This window comes from Gibbsiella dentisursi (assembly GCF_039539505.1).
In the GTDB taxonomy this organism is placed as follows: Bacteria; Pseudomonadota; Gammaproteobacteria; order Enterobacterales; family Enterobacteriaceae; genus Gibbsiella; species Gibbsiella quercinecans.
Genome location: NZ_BAABDG010000002.1, coordinates 95,863 through 108,865 on the forward strand (window position 1 = coordinate 95,863; position 13,003 = coordinate 108,865).

Genomic DNA, 13,003 nt, shown 5'->3' on the forward strand with positions numbered 1-13,003 from the left:
CGTGCAATAAATGCATATGTTCCTGTAACGCGGGTAATCACTAATTTATCCCTTTTTCACAAAAGGAAATATAAAAAAGTTATTTATAGTCGCCTATGGCAGTTAGGTAAATTCAATTAATAAATAGACGAATGGAAAAATAAAATGAAACAACGATGGATAGCGGTGGCGCAGGCATTCAAATGGGGCATGCTATTTTGGCTACTGGCCGCCGGGGTGGTCAGCCAGGCAAACGCGCAAAATGATAAGCCCACGGAAATCCGCATTGGCGTGCCCGATCAAAGTGCGGGCAATAAACCGTTTATCGCCGGCCCACTGGGGCTGGCGCATATCCAGCGGCAATTCGAGCAGGCATTTGAACCGCAGGGGATCAAGATAAAATGGTCCTTTTTCAAAGGGGCCGGGCCGGCGGTGAATGAGGCGTTAGCCAACCGCCAGTTGGATATCGCCTATCTGGGCGATTTGGCCGCGATTATCGGCCGCGCTGGTGGCCTGCAAACCCGTTTCTTGCTGGGGGTACGTGGCTCCCATTCTTACCTGGCCGCCACGCCGGAATCGGGCATCAAAACCCTGGCGGATATCAAAGGCAAACGGGTGGCCGTATATCGCGGCACGGCCGATCAGTTGGCGTTTGATCGTGCGCTGGCAAGCGTTGGACTGAGCGAGCGAGATGTCAGAGTGATCAATCTGGATTGGGCCGCCGGGCGCGCGGCGTTGGCCGCTCGCCGCATCGATGCCGTATGGGGCGGCGTGTCGCTTTTAACGCTGCGCGAGCAGGGCATCGCCATTGTGGCCGACAGCGGGGAACTGGGCCGGGCGAACACCACCCAGGCCGGCGTGGTCGCCACCCAGGATTTCATTACGCATTACCCGCAGGTAACGCAGCAACTGGTGGATATCCTGGTGCAAAACGCCCACTGGATTAGCCAGCCGGACAATACGGCGGCGTATGTTGAAAAGCTCGAGGCGCAAAGCTGGATCCCGCAGGCGCTGTTTCTGGCCGAACTGCAGCCGGCGGAATTGAATTTCCGCAGTTCGCCACGGTTGGATGCGTTCTTGCAGGCCAGTCTGCAAGACAGCGTAGACCGGGCCAAAGCGGCCGGTTTAATTCGCACGGCGTTTACCGTTGATAGCTGGTTTGACGGCCAGTTTGTGGAGCAGGCATTGAAAACGTTGCAACTGGAACCGGTCTGGCCGCGTTATGGCGCCGACGGGCAGGCTGTGCCCCAGTAATTTGCTGTTCGCCTGCCGGGTGCATATGCCGGGCAGGCACCGAGTTCTAACCTTATCCCCGTGGAATAATTTATTTTAGCGCATTCCGGTTAGTGAAATATAACGGGAAAGTACGTCTGGGAAATAAAATAACGCCGCCGGCGAAGTATTTCAGCGGAAATATAAAAATTAAATATACCCTTCATACTTCAAATTGCAGATAAATAAAATTGATGTATGCAGGAGCAAATTATATCTATACCCAAAATAATTCGAGTTGCAGGACAAAAATGCAAAAGCGTTTTTGAACAGCGTTAGCGCTGGCTCCGAAGGGGTGAGGCCGTATGACCGAATCACGCGGCAACGCAGCGAATCCCCAGGAGCTTACTGGAGTAAGTGACTGGGGTGAGCGAGGAAAGCCAACACGCCTGCAACTTGAAGTATGAAGGGTATACACCGGAGAATAAACATTATGCCGTCTCTTTATTCCACAATAAGGTTAAAACCGATTTCTTTCGCTATTGCCGCAGCGCTAGCCGGTGAACCCGGCGTTGTGCTGGCCGAAACCAATGATACGGCGACTTATATTCAACAGCAGGGAACCGAGGAAAACGAACCCCAGGCCGAAGCCGAAAATCGCCAGGGCCAGTCGCCGGCGGCCGGCGAGGCGCGAGTGCTGAGCACGGTAACGGTCAGCGCACAGCGCGGCACCGTCGTCAGCAGCGGCACCTTGGGCACGCGCAGCGATCTGAAAACGCCGTTTGCCACCCACAGCATCAATAGCGAAAAGATCGAGGAACGGCAGGCGAAAACCATCGGCAAACTGTTTGCCGGCGAAGCCGGCGTCGAGGCCAAGGGCAGCACTTACGGGCTGGATGCCTATGCCCTGGCGGTGCGCGGCCTGCCGTTGGACTTCGTCAATGGCTACAAGATTGACGGCCACCCGTTCCAGATGTACGGGGTGGAGCTGCCGCTGGAAATGTTTGAGCAGGTGCAGTTGCTCAAGGGCGCGACCGGCTTCCTTTACGGCATCGGATCGCCCGGCGGCATCGTCAACTACATCTCGAAAAAACCGACCAATACCCCAACGTTGTCGATCGCGGCAGGTTATTCGCAGGACAGCATTTTCAGCCAGCACCTGGATGCCGGCGGCCGCTTTGGCGACGACGATCGCTTCGGCTACCGCTTTAACGCGGTTAACGAAAAGGGCGAGGCGTATAACGGCACGAAAGTCGATCGCCAGGCGGTGTCCCTCTATATGGATATGCGGATCACGCCTTCGCTGGTGTGGCGTGCCAACGGCTTGTATCAAGAGCGCGATCTGGAAGGCGGCATTACCACGCTTAGCATTAGCCGTGCCGGGAACTATGCCTATTCCGGCAACGCCTTGCCGGCAGCGATCAACGGGCGTAAAGACCTGACCGCCTATGATTCCTCTTATTACAACTCAACGGTGTGGGTGGGCGCCACCGGGCTGGAGTGGTCAATCAACGATAGTTGGACGCTGGATGCCAGTTACTCGCACACCTTCAAACGTATTGATTCGCGCGACGAAACGCTCTACCTGCGCAACGCCCAGGGGGATTACAACGTAGCGCTGCGGCAATTCTATCGCCCGACGCTGAACTACGATTCCGTGCAGTTCCGCCTGGAGGGGGATTTTGAAACCGGCTGGCTGACGCACAACATCGTCACCGGGGTGGAATGGCAGCAGCAAACCCGCGATCTCAACATCGGCGATCCCGCGCTCAATCCGGCCACCAGCACCGGCGGGCAAAACCATCTTTATCCCGCTTCCGGCATTTTCCCGGCCGGCAATCTGTACGGCTCCTCGCTCGATCTGGCCTACGACGGCGATTCGCCGCGCCGTTACTTCCGCATTTCCGACTGGACCACCAAATCGGCCTACTTCAGCGACACCCTGGGGCTGGGCGACAACTGGTCGCTGTTGCTGGGGCTGCGGAAGTTCGATTACGAAAACAACAACTACTACGTTTCCGGGGCGAAGCGCACCGCATACCGTGAGAAGCCGCTGACGCCGACCGTGGCGCTAATGTTCAACCCACGGCCCGACACCACGATTTACGCCAGCTACGTTGAAGCGCTGGAAGACGGCGGCAACGTCGGGAGCACCTATGCCAATGCCTACCAGCAGTTGGCGCCGATCGAAAGCAAGCAGTATGAGCTGGGCATCAAGAGCGAACGCAGGGACTGGTCGCTGGCTTCCGCGCTGTTTCGTATCGAACGGGGCACCGGCTACGCCGCAGCGGATAACTACTACGTCGGCGACGGCACGGTGCGTTACGACGGGCTGGAATTCAACGGCAGCTACCGCCCACTGCCGGGGCTAACCCTCAATGTGGGCAGCACCTGGCTGCGCGCCGAATATCGCGAGGCCGCGGCGGCCGTCGTCGGTAAAAAAGCGGCGGCGGTACCGACCTATCAGGGGAGCTTCAGCGTGGAAAAAGAGTTCTTCTCGCTGCCCGGGCTGCGCGTTTACGGCGGCGTGACGCACACCGGCAAACAGTACATTGATACCGCCAACACCCTGCAGACGCCGTCCTATGAGCTTTACAACCTTGGTGCCAGCTACCGCGTTCCGCTGGGCAAAGGGCAGATTACCTACCGTGCCGAGCTGAACAACCTGTTGGATAAAGATTACTGGATCGCCGCGAGCAATGCCCTGGTGGTCGGCGCGCCGCGCACGCTCAACCTCAACGTCCGTTACGATTTCTAAGGGAACCAAGATGAAAAAAGTGCTTAACGTCGCCGCTGCTCTGTTGGTTAGCGCCAAGGTATTGGCGGCGCCGACCGTGTTCCCCACCGGCGTCACCCTGTACGATCCGGCCAAAGCCTGGGGCCATTACACCGTATTCAGCGGCGCGGACGACAAAAGCTATCTGATCGACATGAACGGTAATGTGGTGCGTAGCTGGCCATACCGCGGCTTCCCGACGGAAGTGATCGATCCCGCCGTCAACCAGGGGCGCAAGGGGCACGTGTTTGTGCAACTGGCAGAGCGCAAGGACAGTGATCGGCGCACCTTCGGCAATGGCGTGAATAACCATGCCGTGGCCGAGCTGGACTGGAGCGGCAAGGTGGTGTGGCGCTGGGCCGGCGAGCCGGCGGTGGGTAACGCTCACCAGCACCATGAGATAACGCGGCTGGCTAATGGCAACACGTTGCTGTTGGCGAACCGCCTGCACAAGGTGGCCGGTTTCAAGCTGGATGCGTTGATCGACGATGCGATCTATGAGGTTGATCCTAACGGCAACGTGGTCTGGCGTTGGCTGGCCTCCGATCACCTGAACGAGTTTGGCTTTACCCCGGAACAGCTGGAACTGGTGCATAACACCGATCTCGCGGATTACCTGCACCTGAACAACGCCCGCCCGCTTGGCGAAAACCGCTGGTATGACGCCGGCGATACGCGTTTCCATCCGGACAACATCATCATTGACTCCCGGCAGGCCAACTTTATCGCCATCATTGATAAACAAACCGGCAAGGTGGTGTGGCGCCTGGGGCCGAACTACCCCTCGGCAGAGCGCAGCAACCCGTTTGCCGCCGGGGCGAAACTGCCGCGCCCGGTGGATCAGTTAAGCGGCCAGCACGACGCCAAAATAATCCCGAAAGGGCTGCCGGGGGCGGGCAATATTCTGGTGTTCGACAACCAGGGCGGTTCTGGCTACCCGCCGGTGGCTTACCGCATCGCCACCGGCATATCGCGGGTGGTCGAGATAGACCCATCAACCAAACAGATCGTCTGGGAGTATCGTCCCGGCTCGGCGTTCTTCAGCACGTTCACCAGCCTGGCGCGGCGCCTGCCTAACGGCAACACGCTGATCACCGAAGGGCAAAGTGGGCGCGTGTTCCAGGTGACGGCGGAAGGCCAGACGGTGTGGGAATACGTCAGCCCATTCTACGGCAAAGGGCGTAATGGCTTGTACCGCGCTACGCCGGTGCCTTATGACTGGGCGCCGGCCGGCACGCCGCACAGTGAACAGGCGGTGACGCCGCCGGCCAATGCGCAATTCCGCGTCGTCAACGAGGGGCAACACCGTGGCTGAAGCGTTCGCGTATCGGCGCTACGCCCTACAGGCGGAGCATGACGCGCCGCCGGCCTGGCCGCCGCAGACGCTGCGGCGCTTTGTCGTGCAGGCGCCCGGTCCTTATCGGCTCCGGGCCTACGAGTGGCTGTTGCTGGGCGTGTTGACGTTGGCCTTGCATGCGGCGGTCATCGTGGCGCTGGCGGCGCGCCAGCAGGCGGTCTTGCCGCCGGTGCCGATGCCGGTGGCGGTTTCCATCGAGTTTGCCCAGCCGCCGGCGCCGCCGGTTGAGCAACCGGCAGAACCGCCTGCGCCTGCCGAAGCGCCACCGCCGGTGATTGATGAGGTTGCGCCACCGCCGCCGCCGAAACCAGCGCCAAAGCCAAAACCCGTGGTCAGGAAAAAGCCGCCGGTGCAAAGCAAACCGGCGCCGAGCGCGCCACGACCGGTGGAGCAGCCGCTTAGCACGCTGCCGGCGGCAAAACCCGCCCCCGCGCCGGCGCCGCTGGTACCGCCTTCGGCCAACGCGGCCTATTTACGTAACCCGGCGCCGAATTACCCAGCGGCCGCGCTCAAACGTGGCTGGCAGGGCACTGTGCTGTTGCAGGTTCAGGTGCGCGCCGACGGCACGCCGCAAAGCATCCGGCTGCAGAAATCCAGCGGCTATGGGGTGCTGGACGAGGCGGCCAAAGCGGCGGTACAGCGTTGGACATTCGTGCCGGCGCAACGCGGCGGCAAGCCGGAAGCGGGCTGGGTTACGGTTCCGATTAATTTCAATTTAACTTCATGAGGCGACAGGCTATGACTTTGGGACACATTGAATTGGCATCGGCGGAAGGCGCCGTCATTTTGCTACTGCTGTTTTTCTCTGTGCTGACCTGGCTGATCGGCCTGGCCAAGCTGGTGCAGTTTTCGCGGCAAAAGCAGCGCAACCGGCGTTTCCAGCGGGCATTTTGGCAGCAGGAGAGCATCAGTGGCGCCCTGGCGGCAACGGGGAACGCGCCGGGCGCCTCTGCCAACCTGGCGCGGGCTAGCCTGGATGCCGCGCAGGCGGTAGCGGGGCGCGCCGCTGGCGCGGTCAATTTGCCAGACCGCATTGAGCGCGCGTTGCGCCAGCAGATCCAGCGCGAACGCCGTTCGCTGGAAGCCGGGCTGGCGGTGTTGGCCAGTATCGGCAGTACCTCGCCGTTTATCGGCCTGTTCGGCACGGTATGGGGGATTATGGCGGCGCTGCAGGAGATCGGCCAGACCGGCTCCGCCAGCCTGGATACCGTCGCCGGGCCGATCGGCAATGCCCTGATCGCCACCGGCGTCGGCATCGCCGTCGCGGTTCCCGCCGTACTGGTCTACAACTATTTCATCCGCCGCATGAAGCTGCATGTGGCCTATCTGGATGATTTCGCCCACGATATTTTCAGCGTGGCCCAGGCGCAGGAATTCCACCTGTTTACCGCCACTGGGGCAGAACAGGCGCCCGCGCCTTATACTGCCCCCCTTAAAATGCAGCCGGTGGTGTGATTATGGCTTTTGTCTCGCAGGATAACGATGAAGTGATGAGTGAAATGAACATCACGCCGCTGGTGGATGTGATGTTGGTGCTGCTGGTGGTGTTCATCGTCACCGCCCCGATGCTGACCAACGCCATCCCGATTAAACTGCCGAAAACCGAGGCCATAGCGCCGCCGGAACAGCGGGACCCGTTGGTGGTCAGTATCGACGCGCAGGCGCAGCTGTTTGTGAATAAAACGGCGGTGCCGCGCGAGATGTTGATCCCGCGCTTGCAGCAGGCCAAGGCAGAAAACGCCGATCTGATCGTGCAACTGCAGGCGGATGAGGGCGCTAACTACGGCGCGGTGGCCGGGATCCTGGCCGAAATGGAAAAAGCCGGCATCACCCGCCTGGCGCTGTTGACGCAAAAATAGCGCGGTGCGGTTTTTATTCGCCAGCCGCCAGCCAGTTCACCGGATCGTGGCGATCGGTGTCGACGATGGTATCGACCATCAGCTGTGCCAGCGGCGGCAGGGGCTTGTTCATCATGGAAATAATGCCGAAGTGGGTGCACATCTTTTCCCATTCCGGCGGCGCTTCCGCCAGGTTAATCCGCACCAGCCCGTGGCTTTCCTGTAACAGCTCAAAGGTATCGGCACTGGCGAAGCTGATGGCGTTGCTGTGGCGCAAGACGCCGAACAGCGAGTAAACATAGTCGCACTGGATGTGCGGCGTGAAGTCCGGCTGCTGGCTCAGTGCCGCTAGCACCTTGCGGATGCCGGTCGGCAGATAGGGCGCGGCAAAAGGGTAGCTCAGTAACTGTGCCGGCGTGACGCCGCCCTGTTCCGCCAGCGGGTGCGAACGGTGGCAGACGAAAAAGCAGCGCTGGCTGCGCAGCGGCTGCACTCTCAGCTCCGGGTTGGTTTCAGCCTGCCAGATATCCGCGATAAAAAAGGAAAATTCATCGGCGATCAGCCGTTGGTGCAGTGATTGCCAGTTATCGACGCTGTAGGTGATCCGCACGCCCGGGCGCAGGCGGTTGAAGTGGGCGATCGCCTGCGGGATCAGCAGCGAAGAGGGCGCCGGGCCGCAGCCAAAAAACAGACTCCCGCTCTGTTCATCGCTCATGTTGCGCATCTCTTTGAGCAGATCGTCGGACAGTTCCTGCATGCGCCGCGCCATCGGCAGCAGCTTTTCCCCCTGCCAGGTGAGGGCAAACTGTTTGCTCTGGCGCTCTATCAGTTGGCAACCCACGGATTGTTCCAGCGCTTGAATGCTGCGGCTGAAGGCTGATTGTGACAGGTAAACCGCTTCGGCCGCCTGCACAAAACTTTTGTGTTCAGCCAGCGCGAGAAAGTTACGCAATTGCCGTAGATCCAAGTTCATCGCTATGCCGCCCCAATGTATGGTATTTACGCCATTTTGTAGGGAGATGGCAGGTAAAAGACAATGACATAACGTTATAAGATATGCCGTCGCTCATCCCCCACCTTTGCGGCGTAACTTACGGCAGATTAATTCATTGCCGCCCTAAACGGAAAAACAGCATTAAGGAACACGGTAAATAATTATCCTTCCATTTTCCCTGTATCATTTATGGCAATCAGAATGTGCTGTTAAGATGTAATGGCGGTATCGGCATGTTTTTATCCGTGGAGTAGGTTTGTCTTTAGCCTGCTCTCATTATTCATAATGCCGTTGGCAGCAGAATATACTTTATGCCGGCTATTGGCATGTGCCGCTGCGCTGGCGAAAAGCAGTAATAGCGCGATATCGCGTGGATCAGTCTGTTTTTACTCTGCGGCTATATTTTTTCGCCTACATTATCCGAGAAAGTGAACCTACGCATTTGTATTATCTGGGTACTTAGATTCGCTCGCTATAAGAATCTGATTTATAATGGATGCGATCCGCGAGCATAGGGTGATTTTTTGCATGATTTATACGATCGACGGGACCATAACTTATAACTCAGATGATTGCACATTGAGCCATCTGCCCACGCAGGAGACGCTAAGCCTGAGTATTTCATCTGGCCGGCTGTTCGAGCAATTGCTCAACTCCAACGGTGAAATTCTGGCAAGGGACGTACTGTTGACGGAGGTGTGGGATAAATATGGGCTACGCGGTTCGAATAACAATCTTAATCAATATCTCAGCATTGTGCGGCGCGCACTGGCGGCGTTTGGCTGTGAAAATTTGATCATCACCGTGCCTAAAATGGGGATCCGCCTTAACACGGATATTCCCATCACGCGGGAAGCGTTTGCCCGTGAAGATGTATCGCAATCTTCGCTGACTGAAACTTCCCCGCCGGTTAAAAGCCGCGCCAAGGCGCACGTTGCCCTTTATGGTTGCCTGCTGCTGGCGGGGTTGCTGATTTGTCTGATTGCAGGCCGAAGCTGGTACTATCTGGTAATAAAAGCGGGTAAACAGGAAATTGCACCGGTTTCCATCGCCCTGGCGGGCGGCTGTCGTGTCGTGTTTTTAGAAGGGGGGGACAGCCCGGCTGAGCCGGAACTGAAGAACCAAATCCAACAAATGATGCGCGAAAATCACCAAACCTGTGATAGCAGCCTGCGTCTCTATTTCGATAAAAATACCGCATTCTCTCCGCAAAATTATGGCAGAACGCTCATCTCTTTCTGCAAGCTGGATAACAGCGGAAATGTTATCTCGTGCGATAACGTCTATTATCTCGACTGGAGAATGAGTTGAAAAGAACCACCACGATAGCGTTGGCCGTCATGATCCTGCTCGCTCTGATTTCCCTGGGGGCAGTGACGTTTATGCGCCACGTCGACGATTTTCCATTTCGTTGCTCCACCTTTACGCGTTATGACCTAAGCCGTAAAGAGGGGGGGAGTATCGAGTTTGCGCTGAAGCATGATCTGCGTTTCCAGGATAAATCTTCAGGCTATTTATTGCTCAATGGGCAGGTGACTTACGGCGATAAGGTTACTACCCTTAATCGTCGAATTATCCTCAATCAGGGCGATAAAATTGATTATGATACTTATCGCTATCATATTGATAATATTATAAAATCATCGACCGATAATACCCCTGATGCGGCTTTTAATCACCTATTGGCTGAGTTGATGCTTGATCCCTCTTCTTTACAACTGAATGTGGTGCAGCTCGATAAAAAAACCTATCTGATTGGCGGTCCCCTCTCTCATTTGTTCACCTGCCAGCGCTACTGAATCGATAATTTTCGCTCATCATGCCGAATATCCGTACGGCGTTCGGCATGATTACGCCCACCTTTAATCGCTGTATCGGCACATGTAATACGGTCAAATCAATCCGCGAAAACATTCTGGAACAAAAACCTATAAATTTATAATTAATAGGTTTTTGTTCTTATTTTAGAGTCATTAATCGGATAATGTTTTATTTCGACGATGGCGTCTCCAAGGCTGTATGGATAAAAAGGGGAAAATAGCTTCCCTTCCGCTCGTAACTTCTAGTTCAACGGCCACTACGATATTGCGCAAACAAATCAGACTGCCGTGCCGATAAGCGGGTTGTTGGATTATACGTCACCGCTTATCAATGGGGATAAATCTATAAATGGATTTTAAATGGAATTTTTATCCGAAAATTATATTTTATTAGCATATTTATCTAATGAGTGGTTCCGATGCACATAATGGCGCCGTACCCTTCGGTTTATCGTAGTGACTCATCTTTTTGGTATGTAATTCTTATTTTTTTAATTTTGCGGAATAAAAATCTAATTATATCGTTTTTACATCTTTAAATTGCTGGTGTCGATGGTTTGGGCGTAAATTTAATCCGAAGCAAACGTAGTGCGTCTGGACGGATATTAGCCAGCATTGAGTATAAACAGGATGTAAAGCGATGCCGGCAGCTCGGGGTTAAGTGGATATTATTCGAGATAAGGGGAATCAATGCAGTCAAGTTGTTTTCTTGAGTCAAATTAAAAAATAGGCGTTAGATTGATTTTTATCAATTTATTGCTCTTAATGGTGAAAATTTGAACTTACATAAGGGCGCAATAAAATAGGTTGTGTCATCTAGGATTAATCCGTTACTTGGTAAGCTTATTTGTAAAGAAAAATCGTAATTTATACATTTAACTGGAGGGGTGGTAATGAAAATATATATATATCAAATGGATGGTTGTTGTTTTTTATTGGCTTAATGTCAAGCTGTTCATTTATTTTTTTAAGATATATCCACTTAATAAATCATTAACATTCATGCTCAATCTGGGTAAAAATAGCCTCATGAAATTTATGCAAAACTGAATTACCGGCTAAAGGTAGGTATGTGGTGCGCACAAATTTTATTGTTCGGTAAGCCCGGAATAAGCAGCACCGGGACAAATAGGTTGGTTTTATATGGGGGCGATTAGAGTTATTATTCTTGGCGGTGATGCATTTATGACCGCAGGTGTGAAGCACATTATTTCATGCCTCGCCATGCCTAAGAATATGTTTGAGGTTAGAAATGGTGGGGTTATTGACTGCCTGACTGCTAATCGTACTGATTATCAGAGGACTGTAGTTATTGGACCAAGACATTTATTAAATGTAATTAGCTTGTTTCCAAACGACATTAGCGTCATCGCGGCTTGCAGCCGGATTAGCGTCGATGAGTTTGTACAGCTACTGAGTGGTCGGTCAATAAGTCGGGTTCAAATGCGGTTATCTTATATTCCCAGGTTGACCAAGGTCGAAAGACGCTATTGCTTGCTGTTGGCTCAGGGCGTCTCAGTAGAACAAATGGCAATTATTTTTCACTGTGGGCGTAAAAATATCAGCAACATTAAAGCAAAAGTGATGACGAAGTGGAGGTGTCAGAATACTTTAGAATTTTATAAGTTATTACTCACTCTTTTAGAAATAATATGAATGACCAAGGAAATAATGTAAATGGAAAATCGGAATTTTAATAAAATCACTATCGGATTGGTTGCTTTTTTCTTTTGTAATCTTGCTTCCGCGACTACCACTTCTGGCGTTGGCGGCGGCACGATTACCTTCTCCGGAGCAGTCACCGATGTAACCTGTAATGTCACCACCAACAACGGCAGTGATTTCACTGTGGACATGTCCCCGGTCACCGCCACAGATGTTGGTTCTACTATTGGCGTAGTGACGGCGAACCCGCAACAATTCAGCCTGACGGTGGACGGGTGTACGGGATTCGACAGCACCAGTACTACAGCCCAAGCGCTGAAGATCACATTCTCAGGTTCAAATGTCTCGGATGATGGCATTTATCTGAAGAATTTATCCGGTACCGCCACGGGCGTAGGCATTGGTATTACCTCCGACGGTAGCTCGCTGGTGGCGTTGAACAGTGCGCTGAATACCGGTCTGGCGACTACGTCGTCCGACTCGTCAAAATATGACACCGCGGCGAACGGCACTCTGAGCTACTACGCCAACTATTACAATTACGGTGGAAGTTCCGCCACCACCGGTTCTGTGATCACCACGGCAACCTATACCTTTGAATACGAGTAATCGTTAACGCTATTTGGATGAAATAACAGGACAAGGATGTCCTTCCAGGAAAGACATGATCAGTAAGATAACTTTGTTGTGCTCTTTATTGCTGACGAGCACATTTTATGCCCATGCCAGCGTCGTGGTGAATAACACCCGGGTCATTTTTGATGGCGGTAAGAAAAGCACGAATGTGCAGTTAATGAATAAATCGTCTGAGGCGCATCTGGTGCAATCATGGATTGATGACGGCAATCCGGACGCCAGGCCTGAAGATTTAAAATTAGCGTTGGCGGTCGTACCCGCGGTAGTCCGTATTGATGCGGATAACGGCCAGGTACTGAATATCGTTAAAAATGATCTGGCCGCGAGTCTGCCAACCGATCGTGAAAGTGTGTTTTGGCTGAATATTATTGATGTTCCCCCCGTTCCGCAGAACAAAAGCGGCAACTATTTACAATTTGCGGTGCGGAGCCGCTTAAAAGTGTTCTATCGCCCAGCAGGATTAGCGATAAGCCCAAACAGCATCAATCAGCATATCCGTGTTCAGGGGTCTTGCATTAAAAACGAGACGCCTTATTTCGTTACCGTGATAGGCATTGAGGATAAGAAAAGCAAAGGGGGTAACCTCCTTGATAAGGCGTTGTTATTACGACCATTCTCTTGTAATGAGTACGATAAACGCCATCTGCTGAGCGATCGGAAATCCTACACTTTTAAAATTATTGATGATTTTGGCACGCAAAGAGACATCGATATCAGCAACTGAGA

General features: G+C 53.8%; 12 protein-coding genes. 11 read left to right on the forward strand and 1 reads right to left on the reverse strand.

All coding sequences use genetic code 11. From position 1 onward, the window contains the following. Nucleotides 1-144: 144 nt before the first annotated feature. The 6 genes from ABFX35_RS00835 to ABFX35_RS00860 all read left to right on the forward strand — a co-directional run bounded on the left by ABFX35_RS00835 (nt 145) and on the right by ABFX35_RS00860 (nt 7,183). Entirely contained in the window at nt 145-1,233 is a 1,089-nt protein-coding gene (locus ABFX35_RS00835; RefSeq protein WP_428832152.1) for an ABC transporter substrate-binding protein, read from the forward strand. 451 nt (nt 1,234-1,684) lie between these two features. Further along, nucleotides 1,685-3,949 carry a TonB-dependent siderophore receptor gene (locus ABFX35_RS00840; RefSeq protein ID WP_346078617.1) on the forward strand — a complete coding sequence of 755 codons (2,265 nt, stop codon included), beginning with the start codon at nt 1,685-1,687 and terminating at the stop codon, nt 3,947-3,949. Nucleotides 3,950-3,959: 10 nt separating this feature from the next. After that, on the forward strand, nt 3,960-5,282 hold the full coding sequence (locus ABFX35_RS00845) for an aryl-sulfate sulfotransferase (protein WP_346078619.1): 1,323 nt from the start codon (nt 3,960-3,962) through the stop codon (nt 5,280-5,282). Continuing rightward, nucleotides 5,275-6,051, forward strand: a complete 777-nt coding sequence (locus ABFX35_RS00850; protein ID WP_346078621.1) for an energy transducer TonB — start codon at nt 5,275-5,277, stop codon at nt 6,049-6,051. Before ABFX35_RS00845 ends, ABFX35_RS00850 begins: the two co-directional genes overlap by 8 nt. Nucleotides 6,052-6,062: 11 nt before the next feature. After that, nucleotides 6,063-6,779, forward strand: coding sequence for a MotA/TolQ/ExbB proton channel family protein (locus ABFX35_RS00855; RefSeq protein ID WP_279028665.1), 717 nt, complete (start codon nt 6,063-6,065; stop codon nt 6,777-6,779). Between the two features lie 2 nt (nt 6,780-6,781). Beyond that, a complete protein-coding gene (locus ABFX35_RS00860) occupies nt 6,782-7,183 on the forward strand; it encodes an ExbD/TolR family protein (protein WP_346078623.1) in 402 nt (133 codons plus the stop codon). Nucleotides 7,184-7,196: 13 nt separating this feature from the next. Here the strand turns inward: ABFX35_RS00860 and ABFX35_RS00865 are convergent, their stop codons facing one another. Further along, entirely contained in the window at nt 7,197-8,135 is a 939-nt protein-coding gene (locus ABFX35_RS00865; protein ID WP_279028661.1) for a LysR family transcriptional regulator, read from the reverse strand. Nucleotides 8,136-8,648: 513 nt separating this feature from the next. On the opposite strand from ABFX35_RS00865, the gene ABFX35_RS00870 reads away from it, so the two are divergent. The 5 genes from ABFX35_RS00870 to ABFX35_RS00890 all read left to right on the forward strand — a co-directional run bounded on the left by ABFX35_RS00870 (nt 8,649) and on the right by ABFX35_RS00890 (nt 13,001). Beyond that, on the forward strand, nt 8,649-9,467 hold the full coding sequence (locus ABFX35_RS00870; protein ID WP_346078625.1) for a winged helix-turn-helix domain-containing protein: 819 nt from the start codon (nt 8,649-8,651) through the stop codon (nt 9,465-9,467). Further along, on the forward strand, nt 9,464-9,955 hold the full coding sequence (locus tag ABFX35_RS00875) for a FidL-like protein (protein ID WP_346078627.1): 492 nt from the start codon (nt 9,464-9,466) through the stop codon (nt 9,953-9,955). Before ABFX35_RS00870 ends, ABFX35_RS00875 begins: the two co-directional genes overlap by 4 nt. 1,164 nt (nt 9,956-11,119) lie before the next feature. After that, complete coding sequence (locus tag ABFX35_RS00880; protein ID WP_279027414.1) at nt 11,120-11,632, forward strand: helix-turn-helix transcriptional regulator; 513 nt, start codon at nt 11,120-11,122, stop codon at nt 11,630-11,632. Between the two features lie 21 nt (nt 11,633-11,653). Beyond that, nucleotides 11,654-12,250, forward strand: coding sequence for a fimbrial protein (locus tag ABFX35_RS00885; RefSeq protein WP_279027416.1), 597 nt, complete (start codon nt 11,654-11,656; stop codon nt 12,248-12,250). A 55-nt stretch (nt 12,251-12,305) separates the two neighbouring features. Further along, nucleotides 12,306-13,001, forward strand: coding sequence for a fimbrial biogenesis chaperone (locus ABFX35_RS00890; RefSeq protein WP_279027418.1), 696 nt, complete (start codon nt 12,306-12,308; stop codon nt 12,999-13,001). The last annotated feature ends 2 nt before the right edge of the window (nt 13,002-13,003 follow it).

Excerpts from the sequence above, each read along its gene's own strand:
- ABFX35_RS00835 (WP_428832152.1), top strand. The coding sequence starts at position 145 with ATGAAACAACGATGGATAGCGGTGGCGCAGGCATTCAAATGGGGCATG.
- ABFX35_RS00840 (WP_346078617.1), top strand. The coding sequence starts at position 1,685 with ATGCCGTCTCTTTATTCCACAATAAGGTTAAAACCGATTTCTTTCGCT.
- ABFX35_RS00845 (WP_346078619.1), top strand. The coding sequence starts at position 3,960 with ATGAAAAAAGTGCTTAACGTCGCCGCTGCTCTGTTGGTTAGCGCCAAG.
- ABFX35_RS00855 (WP_279028665.1), top strand. The coding sequence starts at position 6,063 with ATGACTTTGGGACACATTGAATTGGCATCGGCGGAAGGCGCCGTCATT.
- ABFX35_RS00860 (WP_346078623.1), top strand. The coding sequence starts at position 6,782 with ATGGCTTTTGTCTCGCAGGATAACGATGAAGTGATGAGTGAAATGAAC.
- ABFX35_RS00865 (WP_279028661.1), bottom strand. The coding sequence starts at position 8,135 with ATGAACTTGGATCTACGGCAATTGCGTAACTTTCTCGCGCTGGCTGAA.
- ABFX35_RS00870 (WP_346078625.1), top strand. The coding sequence starts at position 8,649 with ATGGATGCGATCCGCGAGCATAGGGTGATTTTTTGCATGATTTATACG.
- ABFX35_RS00880 (WP_279027414.1), top strand. The coding sequence starts at position 11,120 with ATGGGGGCGATTAGAGTTATTATTCTTGGCGGTGATGCATTTATGACC.
- ABFX35_RS00885 (WP_279027416.1), top strand. The coding sequence starts at position 11,654 with ATGGAAAATCGGAATTTTAATAAAATCACTATCGGATTGGTTGCTTTT.
- ABFX35_RS00890 (WP_279027418.1), top strand. The coding sequence starts at position 12,306 with ATGATCAGTAAGATAACTTTGTTGTGCTCTTTATTGCTGACGAGCACA.